At 66.7% G+C, this 17,267-nt stretch carries 15 protein-coding genes and 5 pseudogenes; 6 read left to right on the forward strand and 14 right to left on the reverse strand.

The window, feature by feature from the left end:
- Positions 1–121 precede the first annotated feature (121 nt).
- The 5 genes from J1M43_RS13995 to J1M43_RS14015 form a co-directional block, all read right to left on the reverse strand.
- A complete protein-coding gene (locus J1M43_RS13995; RefSeq protein ID WP_206477068.1) occupies positions 122–1,654 on the reverse strand; it encodes a class I adenylate-forming enzyme family protein in 1,533 nt (510 codons plus the stop codon).
- Between the two features lie 171 nt (positions 1,655–1,825).
- On the reverse strand, positions 1,826–3,130 hold the full coding sequence (locus J1M43_RS14000; RefSeq protein WP_033105156.1) for a hemolysin family protein: 1,305 nt from the start codon (positions 3,128–3,130) through the stop codon (positions 1,826–1,828).
- Between the two features lie 97 nt (positions 3,131–3,227).
- Positions 3,228–4,241, reverse strand: coding sequence for a TerC family protein (locus J1M43_RS14005; protein WP_206477069.1), 1,014 nt, complete (start codon positions 4,239–4,241; stop codon positions 3,228–3,230).
- A 200-nt stretch (positions 4,242–4,441) separates the two neighbouring features.
- Complete coding sequence (locus tag J1M43_RS14010) at positions 4,442–5,254, reverse strand: hypothetical protein (RefSeq protein ID WP_033105154.1); 813 nt, start codon at positions 5,252–5,254, stop codon at positions 4,442–4,444.
- A gap of 147 nt (positions 5,255–5,401) precedes the next feature.
- Positions 5,402–6,283: a TrmH family RNA methyltransferase gene (locus J1M43_RS14015; protein ID WP_206477070.1), complete on the reverse strand. Its 882-nt coding sequence runs from the start codon at positions 6,281–6,283 to the stop codon at positions 5,402–5,404.
- Between J1M43_RS14015 and J1M43_RS17215 the strand changes: the two are divergent.
- From J1M43_RS17215 to J1M43_RS14035, 4 pseudogenes are all read left to right on the forward strand, one after another.
- A pseudogene (locus tag J1M43_RS17215) lies at positions 6,203–6,490 on the forward strand (PadR family transcriptional regulator); the annotation flags it as partial. The gene J1M43_RS14015 and the pseudogene J1M43_RS17215 sit on opposite strands and share 81 nt — an antisense overlap.
- Positions 6,489–6,752, forward strand: a pseudogene (locus J1M43_RS14025) (DUF1048 domain-containing protein); the annotation flags it as partial. The pseudogenes J1M43_RS17215 and J1M43_RS14025, both read left to right, overlap by 2 nt.
- Positions 6,749–7,434, forward strand: a pseudogene (locus J1M43_RS14030) (ABC transporter ATP-binding protein). The pseudogenes J1M43_RS14025 and J1M43_RS14030, both read left to right, overlap by 4 nt.
- A pseudogene (locus tag J1M43_RS14035) lies at positions 7,434–7,667 on the forward strand (ABC transporter permease); the annotation flags it as partial. The pseudogenes J1M43_RS14030 and J1M43_RS14035, both read left to right, overlap by 1 nt.
- Positions 7,668–7,674: 7 nt before the next feature.
- Here the strand turns inward: J1M43_RS14035 and J1M43_RS14040 are convergent.
- Both J1M43_RS14040 and J1M43_RS14045 read right to left on the reverse strand, forming a co-directional pair.
- Positions 7,675–8,109, reverse strand: a complete 435-nt coding sequence (locus J1M43_RS14040; RefSeq protein WP_033105152.1) for a VOC family protein — start codon at positions 8,107–8,109, stop codon at positions 7,675–7,677.
- A gap of 80 nt (positions 8,110–8,189) precedes the next feature.
- Positions 8,190–9,920 carry an L-aspartate oxidase gene (locus tag J1M43_RS14045; protein WP_033105151.1) on the reverse strand — a complete coding sequence of 577 codons (1,731 nt, stop codon included), beginning with the start codon at positions 9,918–9,920 and terminating at the stop codon, positions 8,190–8,192.
- A gap of 70 nt (positions 9,921–9,990) precedes the next feature.
- On the opposite strand from J1M43_RS14045, the gene J1M43_RS14050 reads away from it, so the two are divergent.
- Positions 9,991–10,947: a LysR family transcriptional regulator gene (locus J1M43_RS14050; RefSeq protein ID WP_033105150.1), complete on the forward strand. Its 957-nt coding sequence runs from the start codon at positions 9,991–9,993 to the stop codon at positions 10,945–10,947.
- Here the strand turns inward: J1M43_RS14050 and J1M43_RS14055 are convergent.
- Positions 10,859–11,833 (reverse strand): DMT family transporter, encoded by a 975-nt coding sequence (locus tag J1M43_RS14055; protein ID WP_084595559.1) that lies wholly within the window; start codon positions 11,831–11,833, stop codon positions 10,859–10,861. The two genes, J1M43_RS14050 and J1M43_RS14055, sit on opposite strands and share 89 nt — an antisense overlap.
- 40 nt (positions 11,834–11,873) lie before the next feature.
- Here J1M43_RS14055 and J1M43_RS14060 point away from each other — a divergent pair, with 40 nt between their 5' ends.
- On the forward strand, positions 11,874–12,359 hold the full coding sequence (locus J1M43_RS14060; RefSeq protein WP_033106289.1) for a MarR family winged helix-turn-helix transcriptional regulator: 486 nt from the start codon (positions 11,874–11,876) through the stop codon (positions 12,357–12,359).
- An 11-nt stretch (positions 12,360–12,370) separates the two neighbouring features.
- Here J1M43_RS14060 and J1M43_RS17120 read toward each other — a convergent pair whose 3' ends face one another.
- The 6 genes and pseudogenes from J1M43_RS17120 to J1M43_RS14090 form a co-directional block, all read right to left on the reverse strand.
- Positions 12,371–13,378, reverse strand: coding sequence for an FUSC family protein (locus tag J1M43_RS17120; RefSeq protein WP_033105149.1), 1,008 nt, complete (start codon positions 13,376–13,378; stop codon positions 12,371–12,373).
- A 4-nt stretch (positions 13,379–13,382) separates the two neighbouring features.
- Positions 13,383–14,124: pseudogene (locus J1M43_RS14070) on the reverse strand (rRNA adenine dimethyltransferase family protein).
- 519 nt (positions 14,125–14,643) lie between these two features.
- Entirely contained in the window at positions 14,644–15,138 is a 495-nt protein-coding gene (locus J1M43_RS14075; RefSeq protein WP_033105147.1) for a methylated-DNA--[protein]-cysteine S-methyltransferase, read from the reverse strand.
- Positions 15,139–15,180: 42 nt separating this feature from the next.
- Positions 15,181–15,390: a hypothetical protein gene (locus J1M43_RS14080; RefSeq protein ID WP_033105146.1), complete on the reverse strand. Its 210-nt coding sequence runs from the start codon at positions 15,388–15,390 to the stop codon at positions 15,181–15,183.
- 33 nt (positions 15,391–15,423) lie between these two features.
- Positions 15,424–16,398, reverse strand: coding sequence for a DNA-3-methyladenine glycosylase (locus tag J1M43_RS14085; protein ID WP_033105145.1), 975 nt, complete (start codon positions 16,396–16,398; stop codon positions 15,424–15,426).
- Between the two features lie 146 nt (positions 16,399–16,544).
- Complete coding sequence (locus J1M43_RS14090; protein ID WP_033106288.1) at positions 16,545–17,267, reverse strand: winged helix-turn-helix domain-containing protein; 723 nt, start codon at positions 17,265–17,267, stop codon at positions 16,545–16,547.

Below are 17,267 nucleotides of genomic sequence, written 5' to 3' on the forward strand. Positions count from 1 at the left end.
TATTTGAAAGACTCTGTGTGGGGCGTCGCGATAATCACGATCGTCGTATTGACCTACCGACGATTCATGCCATTGCGCTCTGGCTCCGCTGAACCGGTCGTCAGCGCAGGCTCTGCGCGAGTCAGCTTGATGCGGGCGCGTCCAGTTCGGCTGCGCGAGCATGCAGGGCCTTCCGGTCGATCTTGCCTACGTCGTTGCGCGGCAGATCGCTGACGAAGGTCCACCGATCGGGAACCTTGTAGGCCGCGAGTCGTTCGGATGCGTAGGCGACGAGCTCATGCTCTGAGGGAGCAGGCGCCGCCGGAGTCGGCTGCACGAAAGCGTGCACGAGCGCGCCGAGCCGCGGGTCGGGCGTTCCCACCACACCGCTCAGCTCGACATCCGGGTGCGCGTTCAGCACGTCCTCGACTTCACCGGGTGAGATGTTCGAACCGCCCTTGATGATGACTTCCTTGATGCGTCCCTCGAAGTAGTAATAGCCGTCCTCGTCGCGCCGCCCGAGGTCGCCGGTGCGGAGCCAACCGTCGACGAACACAGCCTGAGTGTTCTCGGGATCGTCCCAGTACCCGGCCATGACGGACGTGCTGCGGATCAGGAACTCGCCGACTTCGCCGTCTGGGACCTCTCGCCCATCGTGCACCAACCGGATCTCGATGCCCTGACGGGCCTGGCCGATGGAACCACGCTTGATGATTCCGAACGGCGGATTCATGCAGCATCCCTCGCACTCGGTCATGCCGTACGCCTGATTCAACTCGAGGTCCTCGATCTTGGCGAACTGCGCGTACAAGTCGGGCGAGATCTGATCGCCGCCGCACTGCACCTCGCGCAGGCTTGCGAAGTCGACGCCCTCTGCCCGAGGAGAAGCGACCGCGTCGAGCAGCTGCGCAGGCAGGAGCAGAGTGCGCGTCGGCCTATGCCGCGTCACGGCTTCGAGGAAGAGATCGGGTTCGCTCTCTTCCAGGATGACCACGCTGCCCCCGGCGTACAACGTCGGGAAGGTCACGCCGATCGATCCGCCGCCGTGGCAGATCGCGGTCGCGGCGAGCGAGACGTCGTCTGCAGTGAGCTGCTGCGTCGCTGCGCGTCCGGCGGCCGTGTCGAGGATCGAGCGATGGGTGTGCACGACGCCCTTGGGCTTGCCAGTGCTTCCGGACGTGTAGAGGATCATGGCCGGATCGTCATCATCGATCGGCGGCCACTCCGATCCGCTCGAGGCGTCACCGTCCACCTGATCCCAGGTGTTCCCCGCATCCGCCGGCACGTCGCCGTAGAGGTAGATCGACTCGAGCGTCGGGATCTCCGCCTTCACATCCTGGACGCGCGAGTAGAGCGGTCCATCCGTGAGCAGCAGCTTCGCTCCGCAGTGATTGCATGCGAACGCGACCTCGTCGGCCTGAAAGCGATGGTTGAGAGGCACGGCGACCGCGCCGATGCGGAAGCACGCGAGATAAAGTTCGATGAATTCCGAACGATTGCGCATGAAGATCGCGACGCGATCGCCGTGCGTGACGCCGACCGCCAGGAGCCGACGCGCTGAGCGGTCGACACCGTCGGCGAGCGTTCGATACGACGTCACCGCGTCCCTGAAGATCAGTGCGGTCTTGTCTGGCGTGTCTTCGAGGGATTTCGTATAGAGCGCACTGAGCGACATGCTCCAGGTATATACCAACGGCGCCGGCTGCGACAGGGGTGACTTCCGGACGGCGGGTGACGTCCCGCGCCCCGCGCGCCAGACTCGTGTCATGGCTGCATGGGTGCTGCACGTCGACATCGATCAGTTCATCGCCGCGGTGGAGGTGCTGCGGCGACCCGAACTCGCCGGTCATGCGTTCGACGACTGCGCGGCTGACGGGTCCGGATCGTCGGTGGCGCGCAGCGTGACGCGCACCCTGGCGATGCGCCGACGATCGAGCTCGGCTACCTGGATCGTCGCTCCAGGCACGTCGACGGCATCTCCCACGAGGGCAAGGCGGCCCAGACGTTCGGTCACGAACCCGGCGATAGTGTCCGACGAACCTCGCGGCAATTCGAGGCCCGTCGCCTCTTCGAAGTCCTGCAGGTTCAGGCGTCCGTCGATACCACCGCCCGGAGCATCCAGCACTGCCGTGTCGTACTCGTCGAATATCTCGCCGACGACTTCTTCGACCAGATCCTCCAGCGTGACAAGCCCGTCCGTCCCGCCGTACTCGTCGACGACGACGGCGATCTGGTGTCCATCTGCACGCATTCGCGACAGTGTAGGCAGGACCCGCGCTGTCGATGGGATGTAGGGGATCTCGCGGATGAGAGCAGCGAGCGGACGCCCTGGATCGTCGGCAACCGCTTCGAACAGATCGCGGACATGGACGAACCCGGTGATGTCGTCAATGGACCGGTCCGAGATGGGGTAGCGGGAGAACGGGAGCTCTCGTATCTGGGTCATCACCTCGGCGATGCTCGCCGTCTTGTCGAGCGCGATCACCTCCGGGCGAGGGCGCATGACCTCGCTGATCTGGCGCCCGCGGAGGGAGAGCACGTCATCGAGGATGCGCCGCTCGTCATCAGGGAGGCCCTGATGCGTGGCGACGATGTCGCGGACCTCCTCGTCGGTCAGCTCATCAGACGTCTTGTGCGGATCTCCGCCCAGGAGACGCACGATCGCGTTGGTCGAGACCGACAGAAGCCAGATCACCGGCCGCATCACGGTCGCGAAGCCATCCAGCGCCGGGGCGACCGCGTACGCGAACTGGGCGTTTCGCTGGATGGCGAGCCGCTTCGGTACCAGTTCACCCAGCACGAGGGAGAGGTACGCGATGATCAAAGTGAGAACAAGCGTCGCGATCGTGAGGGCGAGAGGCGGAGCCAGCCCCCACGATTCGAGCAGGGGCACCAGGGACGGCGCGATCGACGTCGCTCCATACGCGGCCGAGGCGAAGCCGGCCACGGTGACGCCGATCTGCACTGCAGAGAGGAAGGTGTTCGGGTTGCGAGCCAGCGCCGCCACCTTCGCGCCACGGCGACCACGCTGTCCGATCGCGTTGATCTGACTCTCGCGCAGAGTGACGAGCGCCATCTCGGTGGCAGCGAATGCCCCACCGATCAGGACGAACGTGAAGACTAGAGCGATGTTCCAGAGCAGGTCTGCCATCAGTGAGCATTCTTCTCTGCCATGGGGTGCGCGCCCGGAGTGAACCGGGCGCTCGTACTGTCAGGATCCGAAGACTCAGAACAGCGTTGCGGCGCGCTCAATAGTGCTCCTTTTGGGTGATGGTTTCGGACGACCGAGAAACTGATGCGGGTGAACGACGTGTCTTCAAGAGACTCGCGATGGTCGCCACGGCGACGGTCGCAGCGATGAAGAGCAATGAGAACCAGATCGGGATCTCTGGGGCCCACAACACCGCCTCGCCTCCGTTGATGAACGGAAGCTCATTGACGTACAGGGCGTGGAACACGAGCTTGACCCCGATGAAGGCGAGGATGACCGCGAGCCCCTGCGCGAGGTAGACCAGGCGTTCGAGAAGCCCGCCGATGAGGAAGTACAACTGGCGCAGTCCCATGAGCGCGAAGGCGTTCGCGGTGAAGACGATGTATGCCTGATCGGTCAGACCGTAGATCGCGGGGATCGAGTCGACCGCGAACACCAGGTCGATGAAGCCGATCGCGATGATGGTGAGGAGCATCGGGGTGACGAAGCGCTTGCCGTTCTTGACGACGGTGAGCTTGTCGTTGTTGTACTCGTCGCTGACAGGAAGGTGGCGACGCACGAAGCGCATGAAGCGACCGTTCGCCGGGTCGCTGTCGTGGTTGCCGAATGCCTGCCGGTAAGCGAGCACAAGGAGCAGCGCGCCGAACAGGTAGAAGATCCATGAGAAATTCTCGATCAGCGTGGCGCCCACGGCGATGAAGATGCCACGGAGGATCAGCGCGATCACGATGCCGATCATCAACACCTTCTGCTGATAGATCTTCGGCACGGCGAAGCCGGCCATCACGATGAGGAAGACGAAGAGGTTGTCGATCGACAGCGCCTTCTCAGTCAGGTACCCCGCGAAGTACTCTCCGCCGAAGGTCCAGCCGGAGACGACGCCGATGCCGACGCCGAACAGCAGCGCAAGGCTGATGTAGAACACCGACCAGCGGGCGGACTCGCCGATCGTCGGCTCGTGCGGTGTGCGCACATGCGCGAAGAACTCATAGACGAAGAAGGCGATCGTGATCGCGATCGTGATGACCCAGATGAGCGGGGTGATTTCCAAGAGAATCTCCAGACGTGGCGTGGCGATGCAGCGCCAAAGTCTTCTCCATTCCTGAGATCAGGAACCGGTGATCCGGGATGCGACGTGCATCCGTAATGACGAACCGTCCGTATCGGAGTACTCCCCTTGGAGGTACCAGTGTACGAGAGGCGGATGACGTTTCCTGATGATGCGCCGAGAGCCGTCGTCGGGAGGGAGGGTCAGTACCAGTTCACCGACTGCGACTGGCCCCACGCCGAGCACGGGCTGCCGTAGGCGCGCTGGATGTAGTCCAGGCCCCAGCGGATCTGCGTGGTCGCGTTGGTCGCCCAGTCCGCACCGAAACTGGCCATCTTGTCGCCGGGCAGCGACTGCGGGATGCCGGTGGCGCCGCCGTCCTGGTTGTAGGCCTCGTAGTTCCAGCCCGATTCCTTCTCCCACAGCAGATTCAGGCATTCGAACTCGCCGCTGCCCCAGCCGTACTGGTCGGCGGCGATGGCTGCCGCCGTCGCCTTGGCAGCGTCGGGCGTGTTCGCATTGGCGAGAGCGGCAGCGGCGGCTTCGGCGGCCGCCGCCTGCTTGGCGGCTTCGACTGCAGCGAGGGCGGCAGTCTGACGCTCGCGCAGCGCGGCCGTCTGGGTCGTGACGGAAGTGATCTCTGCGCTGGCCTTCACGCGCACGATGGGCAGCTCCAGCGCGGAGAGCGCATCGACGTCGTCCAGGTCGTCCATGGCCTCGAGCAGGCCGGAGGTGTCGACAGCGGTGCTCGCCTCGCCGAGGTCGAGGCCGCTGTTCTGTGCTGCGGAGACCGCCGCAGCGGCGTCGGTCAGCGCTGAGCGGCCGGCGACGACAGCCTCAGCCGCTGCGGCGGTCTCGACGCCGGATGGCTTGGCATCGGCGACGGAGGTCTGCGCGGTCATGGCCGCGACGGCGGGGGCAGCGACGGCGATTCCGGTGGCGACGAGGACGCCGATCGCGAGGCTGATGCCGGCTTTGCGCCGACGGGCAGGGGACTGCAACTGGTTCTTGAGCATGACGAACGTGTGATCCTTAGGGTAACCACGCCGCACGGAGCGGCAGGCGCGCCCTTTCGGGTCGGACGCGCAAAGTAACGATTCTGCATCAGTGCTTCTGTGCAGAACCTCCGTGTCCCCTGGATGCGCGGTGTGAACGCGATCGCGTCAGTGCGTCGTGCGGCCCGCCGTTCGGCGCTGCCTGGTCGCCTCATAGAGGATCGCCGCGGTCGCATTCGCGGCGTTCAGCGAAGAAGCGTGACCTGTCATCGGGATGCGGGTCAGCACATCGCACGTTTCCTTCCAGGCCGCCGACATGCCGGAGTGCTCGTTGCCTGTCACGAGAAGCGTCGGCTTCGTGAGGTCGACATCCCACACGTCGTGCATACCGTCTTCAGCCGTTCCCACGATCTGGATCTCGACGCCGTCGGCGCGCAGCTTCTCGATCCATTCGAGAGCAGGATGGATGCCGGGGAGCCGGACGGTCGGCGTCATGATGGCTGATCCGGTGGAGGCGCGCAGCGCGCGTGGGTCATAAGGGTCGGCGGCATGCCCGGTCACGATCACGCCGTGGCCGCCGAGTGCATCCACCGAGCGCACGATCGAGCCGATGTTGCCGGGGGAGGCCGGGCGGTCCAGGGCGACGAAGAGGGCATCGGCCGAGATTGGAAGCCGGGACAGGTCGTCGGCGGGAATCGCGACGATCAGCAGAAGCTCCGGTGGCTCCTCCTCCTTCTCGCCGAGTTCAGTCATGAGTTCAGGCGCGACCAGCCACGACGCGGCGCCCGTCGCCTGTACGGCGGCGATCGTCTCGGACGCCCAGGGTGAGCGCCTGTTCGTGTGCGTGATCAGCACCGCCCGCACCTCGAGGTCGGATTCGAGCACGAGGTTGATGGGGCGCACGCACTGCACGATCATCTCGCCAGCGCGATTTCGCTTCGTGCGGTTGCCGAGCAGCGTCTCCCAGTACTGGAATGTCGCGTTGCGAGTGGAGACCGCCTTGGTGTTCGAGACCGGCTTCGCGCGCTGCTGGCGGTGTTCGTGTGGCATGGATTCGAGCGTACCGGGAGACCTGAGAAGAACCTCGGTACTCACTGTTGCCAAGTACCGGTACTTGGTTTCGAGCAGCGCGGTCTCGTGGACGTGGAGAAGGTCCCTTCCGAGAAGGGCCCGCCGCGCAAGGTCTACTCCATCAACCCGCAGGGGCGAGAGCAGCTCGTCGAGTTCTGGGGGACGTGGCGTTTCCTCGCCGAACGCCACGGCTATGCACCGGTACTTCTTGTATTACGGCGGCATCACCAGCGGCGACACCATCACTCAGATGTTCACGGATCTCGTCGACCTCTGGGAGCGGGCGTCCGTCGACGGCACCCCTGTGCGCGACATCGTCGGCGACGACCCGGTCGACTTCACCGAGACGTTCGCCAAGTCCTACCAGGGCAAGGAATGGATCGACAAGGAGCGCGCCCGCCTCAACAAGGCGTTCGACCAGGCGATCGGAAAGGAGACCCGCTCATGACCACCGCGGCCATCCAGGTGCGCGGCATCCGCAAGTCCTTCAAGGACCTCGAGGTGCTGCGCGGCGTCGACTTCGACGTCCGAATGACGCACGCCAGTCGATCAGCCTGACCGGTCAGTTCGCCGCGGTGGACGAAGTGCTCACCGGCCGTGAGAATCTCATCCTCGTGGCAAGACTGCGTCACCTGGAGAACCCGGGTGCGATCGCCGACGGCATGCTCGCTCGGTTCTCGCTGACGGATGCCGGTGGGCGAAAGGCCGCCACGTATTCCGGCGGCGTGCGACGCCGACTCGACATCGCGATGAGCCTGATCGGCAATCCGCCGATCATCTTCCTCGACGAGCCGACCACGGGCCTTGACCCGCAGGCGCGGATCGAGGTGTGGCAGAGCGTGAAGGATCTCGCCAAGGCCGGCACCACTGTGCTCCTCACCACGCAATACCTCGATGAGGCGGAGCATCTTGCCGACCGCATCGCGATCCTGCACAAGGGCACCATCATCCAGAACGGCACGCTCGCCGAACTCAAGCAACTTCTCCCCTCGGCGAAGGTCGAGTACATCGAGAAGCAGCCGTCCCTCGAGGACGTCTTCCTCGCGCTCGTCGGCGACCCTTCGACAGGCTCAGGGAGCGCAAACTCGATCGCTGAGTCTGTCGAAGCGCACCAAGGAGAGGACCTCTGATGGCCTCCCACGTTCTCAGCGACATGCGCGTCCTCACGTGTCGGTCGCTGACCCACATCCTCCGCAGCCCCGACACGATCATCACCACCGCGGTCACCCCGATCGCGCTGATGCTCCTGTTCGTGTACGTGCTCGGCGGGGCGATCGACACCGGTTCGGATGAGTCGTACATCAACTACATGCTCCCCGGCATCCTGCTGATCACCATCGCATCCGGCATCGCGTACACGGCGTAGCGACTCAGTCGGACGACGTCGCGAACGAATCCTCGATCGCGACCATCCACGAGATGCCGAAGCGGTCGACGAGCATGCCGAACTCGCCGCCCCAGGGGGCTTCGCCCAGCGGAATGGTGGCGGTTCCGCCATCGACGAGGCCTTCCCATGCGCGGTGCAGGTAGTCGGTGTCGACTGAGCCGCCACTGAGCGAAACCGAGATCCCCTGCGGCGTCTCGTACTCCATGCCGGTGGGGGTGTCCGACGCCATGAGCACGAGCCCGCCCGGAGCGTTCAGTTGCGCGTGCATCACGAGGTTCTCCTCGCCTTCGGCGGTCCCGCTGTCGGGCATGTCGCCGAACGTGCTGACGGCGAGATCTCCGCCGAGGACGCCTTGGTAGAACTGCATCGCCTCACGGGCGGTGTCGCGGAAGGACAGGTAGGGGTTGAGATTCGGCATGATCGCTCCTTCGGATGGGTGCGCGGATGCAACCAGTCTGCGCCGCGCACCGGCGATCCTCAATGGCGTTCGGCGACAGGTCACTCCACGAGCTTGCCCTCGGACGACACCTCGCGCATCAGATCCTGGATCTCGGCGGGCACCGGCGGGATCTCCTCGCGCGTCACGCCGGTGCTCGGTGACCAGACCAGGTTCACCTGCAACGTCGGATCCTCGTCCGGGAAGTCGCTGCGGTTGTGGGCTCCTCGGGTCTCGCGGCGCTCCAGTGCTGCTTCGAGAGTCGCGCGCGCGGCGACAGCCGAGCCCTTGAGATCGAAGGCGTGCGCGAGGTCCTGGAACCCTGCGATGTCGGGGTGGATGCCGATGTCATCCATCCGTCCTTCGATCATGTCGAGCTCGGCGAGGCCGGCGCGCAACCCTTCCGCGGAGCGCACCACACCGGCGTGCTCGGTCATGGTGTTGCGGATCGCGCGCTGCAGCGCGCGCACGTTCTCCCGACCGTCCGAAGCCAGCAGGTCGTCGATCTCGGCCCGCGCCTGCGCGATGGCCTCAGGAGATCTCCGCTGTGCATCCAGAGATGAGGCGTGCGCGATCGCCGCCTGACCGACGATGCGCCCGTACACGAGCAGCTCGATCAGGGAGTTGCCGCCGAGGCGGTTCGCGCCGTGCAATCCGCTCGACGCCTCGCCGATCGCGTAGAGCCCGTCGACGTCGGTGCCGTGATCTTCAGGGCGCACCCACACGCCGCCCATCGAATAGTGCGCGGTCGGGGCGATCTCGATCGGGTCGGTCGTGATGTCGAGCATCTGCAGCTCCATCATCGTCTGGTACACGCGGGGGAGCCGGGTCATGATCGTCTCGCGGGGCAGGTGCGAGACGTCGAGCCACACGCCGCCGTTCTCGGTGCCGCGACCCTCCTTGATCTCGGTGTACGCGGCCAGTGCGACGCGGTCGCGGGTGGAGAGCTCCATCCGTTCGGGGTCGTACTTCGCCATGAAGCGCTCGCCGAGGGCGTTGCGCAGGAGGCCGCCCTCACCGCGGGCGGCCTCCGAGATGAGGGTGCCCGCCGCGCTCTCGGGCTCGATGATCCCGGACGGATGGAACTGCACGAGTTCCGGATCGCGCAGGCGCGCGCCGGCGTCGACGGCCAGCCGGAACGCGTCGCCGGTGTTCTCGTCGCGTCGTGACGAAGTGCGGCGCCAGATGCGCGTGTGCCCTCCCGCGGCGAGGATCACGGCATCCGCGTGGATGAGGTAGCGCGTGCCGTCGCTCTGATCGAAGCCGTATGCACCGAACACGACGTTGTCCTTCACGAGGATGCGCGTGATGTAGATGCCGTCGAGGATGGGCACGTCGAGCTGCTCGGCCCGCCGCACGAGGGTCCGCTGGATCTCGAGCCCGGTGTAGTCACCGGCGAATGCCGTGCGACGGAAGGTGTGCGCGCCGAAGAAGCGCTGAGAGATGCGCCCGTCGTCCTCACGCGCGAAGTCCATGCCCCAGCGCTCGAGATCGCGGATGCCGCGCTCGGCGCCTTGCGCCACGACCTCGACTGTGTGCGGGTTCGCGAGCAGGTAGCTCTCCTTGATCGTGTCGGCGGCGTGCTGCTGCCAGGTGTCGCCTGGATCCATCGTGGCGAGCGCGGCGTTGATGCCGCCTGCCGCGAGCGCGGTGTGCGCGTCGGCGCGAGGCCGTTTGCCGACGGCCAGCACGTCCACGCCGCGCTCTGCGACTTCGATCGCGGCGCGCAGGCCGGAACCGCCCGTGCCGATGACGAGGACGGTGGTGGAGATCTGTCGTTCGCGAGTGCTCATGCATCCACGCTAAGAACTTCTCATCGATAACTCCAATGCATAGATTGACTTGTCCTGATAGCGTGAAAGTATGAACCTGGAGCAGTTGCGCGGCTTCGTCGAAGTCGCCGATCTCGGACATTTCACGCAGGCCGCGGCGAAGCTGCACCTTGCGCAGCCGACGCTGAGCCGCCAGATCTCGTCGCTCGAGATCGAGCTGGGCGCCGAGCTGTTCCATCGTGCTCGTGGCAACATCACGCTCACCGACGCGGGTGAGACGTTGCTTCCCCGTGCACGGCGGATGCTGGCGGATGCGGACACCATCCGCGCCGAGATGGGTGAGCTCGCCGGGCTTCAGCGCGGCCGGGTGCGCCTCGGAGCCACCCCCACGCTCTGCATCAGCCTCGTCGCCGAGGCGATGGCGGCCTTTCATGCGACGCATCCGGGCGTCGAGTTGCTGCTCACGGAGGCGGGGTCGAATGTCCTGATCGAGCAGCTCGCCGCCGGCACAGTCGACATGGCGCTCATCACACTGTCGGATGCCCTCCCGGTGTCAGTCTCGGCGCTGGTACGCACTCCGCTGCTCACTGAGGAGCTCGTGGTCGTCTCTTCTGCCGAGCACGCACCGGTCGCAGACGAAGGCATCGACCTCGAGGCGCTATCGCGTCTGCCGCTCGTCTTCTTCGCCGAGAGCTACGACCTGCGAGGGGTGACGGATGCTGCGTTCCGTGCGGCCGGGCTCGCGCCGACGCCGGTGGTGGAGGGCGCGGAGATGGATGCTGTGCTGCGGTTCGTGGAGCGAGGCCTCGGGGTGGCGGTGGTGCCGGCGATGGTCCTGCTCGATCGGCCGACGCTGCGCTCGACACGGCTCATCGATCTGCGGTTAATCCGCACGATCGGTCTCGCCCACCGCTCCGACGTCAATCCCACTCGCGCCGCAGCGGCCATGCGCCGGGTCATCACCGCGACTGCCGGCGAGCTCGTCGATCGCGATCCGGCGACGATGGAGCTGGTGACGGGGCCCTCGGGTGGTGCGTCCGCGCGCTGACCCCGGTGGGTCGTCGCCTCGCATTCGCCAGCACGATGCTGCCGAGCACGAGTGCGATGCCCATCAGCTGCAGTGCGCTGAGTGTCTCGCCGCTGATCAGCACCCCGAGCGCGACACCGGTGACGGGGTTGAGCAGCCCGATCACACCGACGACACCGGCAGGCAGATGACGGAACCCGCTGAACCAGCAGAAGAAGCCGAGAGCGGTGGCGATCAGGCTGATGTAGGCGAACGCCGCGAACTCGGTCGGGGTCACGGCGGACGGAGCGCCTTCGATGAGTGCGGCGACGATGCTCAGCTCGATGCCGCCGACGAGCAGCTGCCACGCGGTGACCGTGAGCACGGGGGTGCCGTCGTTCCACCGCTTCATGAGGATCGCGCCGAGAGCCGACATCGCCATGGACGTGATGGATGCCGCGATGCCCCAGGCGTCCAATCGTCCTGTGGCGGTGCCGACGATGAGCAGGACACCAGCGGCGCCGATGCCTGCGCCGATGAGCACACGTGCCGTCGGTGGTTCGCGGAGGATCAGCCAGGCGAACGCCGCGATCATCAGCGGCGCCACTGAGGTCACGGATGCGGCCACGCTGGATGGAAGCAGCTGTGCTGCGACGTAGACCAGGCAGAAGAACAGGCCCATGTTCAGCGTGCCGAGGACGATCGAACGCCACCACCATGCGCCGTGCGGGAGCCGCCGCACGACCAGTAGTAGAACGAGTCCGGCCGGCAACGCGCGGATGGCCGACCCCCACAGCGGTGAGTCGGCGGGCAGGAACTCCCGGGTGACCCAGTACGTCGATCCGAACACGATGGGTCCGATCGCTGCGATGAGCGGCCAGCGGGCACGGTTCCAGAGCCGCATCCGGCGCGACGTAACAGTTTCCATGGAAACGAGTATATGTTCCACGGAAAGTAAGATGGGTCGCATGTCTGAGATCGATCGTGTGGCGCGTTTCGTCGAGCAGTGGCGTGAGCAGCGACCGGAGCTGGATCCCAGCCCGATGGCCGTCATCGGCAGGATGCGTCGGATCTCGGACGACTTCACCGCTGCGCTCATCGAGAACTATCGCCGCTTCGGGATCGGCGAGGGCGAGTTCGACGTGCTGTGCGCGCTTCGTCGCGCAGGGGATCCGTTCGCCCTGCCGCAGGGCGAGATCGCCGAACATACGATGGTGACTGCCGGGGCGACCTCGAAACGTGTGGATCGCCTGATGGCCGGCGGCCTCGTCGCCCGGCATCCGCTCGCCGAGGACGGAAGAGGCCGGGTCGTGACGCTGACGCAGAGCGGCCGCACGCTGATCGACGAGATGTATCCCGTTCATCTGGCGACAGAGGAGGCGCTGCTGCGCCCTCTCGACAAGGCCGAGCGGGCGCAACTCGAAGCTCTGCTGATCAAGCTCGCGATCGGCTGAACAGGTCCGAATCAGGCCGGCTTCGCCGCTTTCGGGTGCAGGACGCCGGATGCTGCGCCCAGCGCCGCGCCGACGAGTGTGTCGATGATCCGTTCCAGCGCGACGTCCATCGATCCGATCTGCCCGGTCGCCGCCCCGGTGAGCAGCAGCACGAGGGGTGTGATGATCATCAGGGCGAGTGCATAGTGGCGTACGACCACGAGTTCGACCGAGAACTGCATGATGCCGAGCATGAGCGCGATCCACAGGCCTGACGGATGCAGCAGGGCAAGCAGTGCGTACACGCCGACGCCCAGTACGGTCCCCAGCATCCGGTGCAGCCCTCGCTGGAACGCGGCTCGACGATCTGCGGCGACACCGATCACGGCGATGGCCGCTCCGACGATCCAGTAACTGCGGTCAGGGTCGACGAACATCCCGATCAGCACGCCGAGTACGGCGACGATGGCGACACGCAGCAGCAGTAGGCGGGAGGCATCGTCGAAGGATGGGCCCGGCAGAAGCTCGCGCAGCGGGCGCGCCGGATGCGAGCGCACGCGATGGATGACGAGCGGCGACAGCGCCACCAGGTACGAGAAGAGGCAGCCGGCCGCGATCGTCGCGGTGTAGGTGAGCGGTGCGATCGCGGCGTGCGCGGTCACCTGGGCGGAGAGACCGAAGACGAGTACGAAGAAGATCGGTCCCGGCGGGCCGAGGCGGAATCCGAATGCGAGCCCGGCCGCGGCCAGGGCGATCACGACGATGCCGATGGCGACCAACCAGGTGTTCGCACCGGCGAGTGCCCCGAGCGCTGCGCTCACGATCAGCCCTGCCGCGATGATGGGCAGTACTCTGGCCCGCTCGACCACGGGAGCAGCGCCGGCGAAGAGCACCGTGAAGGCGCCGGAACCGGCGATGTAGCCGAGAGTCGGATGGCCCAGCAGGGTCATCACGGCGATCGGCACCGCCATCCCGATCGCGGCCTGCAGCCCCAACTGCCACCGAGGGCCACGCGACGGACCGAAGGCGAAGAGACTCACACCTCTATTGTCCTCTTGTCCCTCGGCCGTTCTCGCCGAGGAGCTGCCACAGTCGTGCCCATTGTCCGGGAGTGAGGTCCCTCGGCAGTGCCGCGCGCGCGATGCCGGCGCCGTTGAGCGCGCGGTCGATGCCCACCGTCGGATGTCCTTCAGCCCGAAGAATCCGGCGGATGCCGTTGCCGATCGCGAAACGGGAGGAGCGGCGTCGTGCGGCGCTCGATCGTGAGGATGCCGCCGTCCACGGCCGGCATCGGCCGGAAGTGGCGAGCGGGCACGCGCTCGTGCAGGCGGAACTCGTACCAGGGTCCGGCCTGCGCGGTCATCATGGTGGCCCCGCCCACACCGGCGCGCTTGCGCGCGACCTCCCACTGCGTGAGCAGGATCGCGTGCTGCCATTCGTGAGTGGACAGCAGTCGGCGCAGCAACGGCGTCGTCAGATGGAAGGGGAGATTGCCGACGATCACCGGACGATCCAACGGCTCGAGCATGGCATCGGCAAGCTGGATGCTCGCGCCGCGGATACGTGTGCGCAGGTGATCGACACGCTGCGCATCGATGTCGATCGCGCGCAGGTCTCGTCCCAATCGAGCGAGGTGGTGGGTGAGGGCGCCATCGCCGGCGCCGATCTCGAGGATCGCTCCGTCGGTGGCAGCGGTGAGCGTCGTGAGCCGTCGGAGGGTCGGGCGATGGGTGAGGAAGTTCTGGCCGAGTTCGTGTCGGCCACCGGTATGGGATCGAGGTCGCAAGGTGCGCTCCAGTCGTGAGGAAGGAGCACCCGGGAGCGGGCGTGCGAGGGCAGGGCGAACGCGCCTCCGGGTGCAGGACATCCGGAACGACGACGCGCAGTGGCGTTATTCGACCATCAACGCGCCGTCAGGCGCGGCGGTCGCGGAACGTGAAGCAGCGCGTGTCGAACAGCGCACTCTTGACTATCAAACCCATGGCCGACAGTCTACGGGTCGTGTCAGCGCGCCGCGAGCCACTGTCGTGCGCGACCCGGACAAGCCGACGCTCTGGCGCTGCGTGCAGTCGATACGATGACGGCGTGACCACCGTCACCGTGCGCCCGGCATCGCCGACCGGCTCTCCCGGATGATCCGGCTGCCGACCGTATCGGCCGAGCTCGACGAGCGCGGCGCTGGGCCGTTCGAGGACTTCGTGGCGCTGATCGCCGAGCTGTACCCGCTCACGTATTCGATGCGGCCGAGGTGACGCCCGTCTTCTCGTGAGTCAGCCGGCGCGCGACGGGGTGCTGCTGATCCGGTTCAGAACAGTGCCGTCGGAAGTGCGCCCTCGAATTCCAGCAGCCACCGCTTGGTCAGAAGGCCCTGTCCGCTGTCGCCTCCCGAGTACCCGCCGAGCCCGTCGCTGGCGACGACGCGGTGGCAGGGCACGATGATCGGCACGGGGTTGGCGCCCATGACCGCGCCGACGCCGCGCGCGGGGATGCTGGTGCCGCTTCTCGCAGCGAGCTCGCCGTACGTGACAGACTCGCCGTGATCGACGGTCTCGGCCAGTGCGGTCAGGACGGCGTGGGTGGTCTCGGTCTGGTGCCCGAGATCGAAGGGCACGTCGAAGCGCGTGAGCCGGCCGTCGAAGTAGGCGCGCAGTTGCCGCATCGCCTCGAGCAGTACCGGGTCCGGTTCTGCGGCGTCGCTCTCGGGCGGCGGTGCGCCGCGCCACGACACACGGGTGACCGACTCGCCGTCGCTGAACACGGTGAGCCTCCCGACAGGGGTCTCGAGGATGCCGGTCGACATGCGCTCGACTGTAGTCGCAGTCTCAGACATCGCTCGGGGGCGTCAGAGCTCGATGCCGTTGGATTCGTCGTTCACCCCGGCGTTGCCGCCCTTTCGCGATTCGACCGCGATGAGCCACACGAGTGAGACGACGGCGGCGAGCAGCAGCCCAAGCCAGACGTTCTGCAGGATGAGCCCGATCACCACGCCCAGCACGACGAGGACGACCGTGCCGCCGAGCCAACTCCACCGCTGCTTCTTCGTCGCCGCCATGCCCTCAGCATAGGGTCGCGACCTGAACACGAGTCAGCGTCGCCGGTGATCCTCGGGCGCCAGTCGAGGGCCGCGGCGCGCTTCGAGCAGACCGCTGGCGAGGATGAGCCGGATGACGCGGTGCCGGTGACCCGTCCAAGGTGCCAGGAGCTCCAGCATCCCGTCGTCGTCGACACGTGCACCGGTGAGCGCGTAGCCGACCTGGTGAGCGAGGTGGTAGTCACCGACGCTCACGGCATCTGGATCGCCCAGGGCGCGGCTTCGTGTCTCGGATGACGTCCACGCCCCGATGCCGGGAAGGCTGGTGAGGATGCGGTCGCGCTCCGCGCCGGTCTGCGCAGCGAGCACGACGGCGCTGATCCGCTCACCGCGTTCGGCGGCACGCACGATCGCACGCGACTGCGGAGGTTCGACTCCAGCACGGTGCCAGGCCCAGGACGGGATGAGGCGCCAGCCGTCGATCGTCGGCGGCGCGAACATCGGCCTCGGGCTCGGACCGGGTGCGTGTTCGCCGAACCGGGTGACGAGGGTGCGCCATGCACCGAACGCCTGGAACGATGTGACCTTCTGCTCGATCACCGAGCTCGCGAGTGCGTCGAAGACGAGATCGGTGCGGGTCAGGCGGGTGCCGGCCGTACGGCGAGCGACGTCGGCGAGGTGCGGATGCCCCGCCGCGATCAGGCTCGAGACATCGAAGCCGCTCGCGTCGTCGTCCGCGCCGCAGAGCGCGGGCAGCTGCATGAGTGCCCAGTCCGACCCAGGGCCCCACGCGGTCGCGTGAATCCCTTCGCTGCTCTGCCGCAGCGCGAGGGTCGCGACGCCGGCGGGCGTGCGGCTCGCGCGCCACAGCGCCATGCCGTCGACGAGCATGGTCGGATCCTTGGGCCCGCGCATGAGCACGCCGACCGTGCGGAACAGATTCAACGGGTGCGCAGGACGGTACACGGTGGTGCGCGGCGACTCGATCGGAGCGTGTGCTGCGGGTGCGGCATCCGCTGTCGTCGTCATGCGAACACCCTACGTCGCGCCGCTGACACCGCGGTGTTCACAACTCCTCACAGATCGCCGATCCTGCCGCGGAACCGCGTCATTCGTGCTGATCCCGGCTGTTTCTTGAGGAGTTATGAACGAGCGCGAGCTGGAAAATCAACCCCTCAGAAGCGGTCGGGCGAAGGCGTGCCGTGCCCGTAGCGGATCACGACGTCCGCGTGACGGTCGAAGCGGTAGCCGACGCCGCGGACCGTGCGCACGATGTCCTCGTAGCGGCCGAGCTTGGCGCGAAGGCGACGCACGTGCACGTCGATCGTGCGCTCGCCGGGGGTCTCGTCATCCGGCGACTGCCAGAGGGCACCGACCAGTTCAGTGCGCTCGATCGTGCGCCCCTCGCGGAGCACGAGGTACTGCAGCAGTTCGAACTCCTTGTATGTGAACGCTGCCGAGTCTCCGTCGATCAGCACGCGCTTGCGGGAGATGTCGACGGTGACGCCGTAGTCCTCGTCCTTCTCCTCTTCGTCCGCGGCCTTGGTGCGGGCGATCGCACCGGGCTCCTGAAGGGCGAGGCGCACGACGTCGAGGTCGCGTCCGCCCGAGCCGTGCGGCGCGAGGGCGACGGTGGCGTGGGTCTCGGCGCCGGGGGCGAGTTCGGCGAGTGTGCGGCGGAGGGCGTCGACGAGCAGCGGCAGGCTGACGCCGGCTTCGGCGGCCTTGATCTCATCGAGTCCGACGTAGAGGGCGAAGCCGCGCGGTGAGCGGGTCGCGGGAAGGTCTGCTGGTACGGCCGGTGCGACCGCGGCCGGTGCCTGCTCGATGAGCGGCGGAACAGCACGGAGATGAGGGGCGCGGGTGGCAGAACGCTCGAGGGTTGCGATGTTCGACAT

It is taken from the genome of Microbacterium sp. KRD172 (assembly GCF_017168295.1).
GTDB lineage: Bacteria > Actinomycetota > Actinomycetes > Actinomycetales > Microbacteriaceae > Microbacterium > Microbacterium profundi.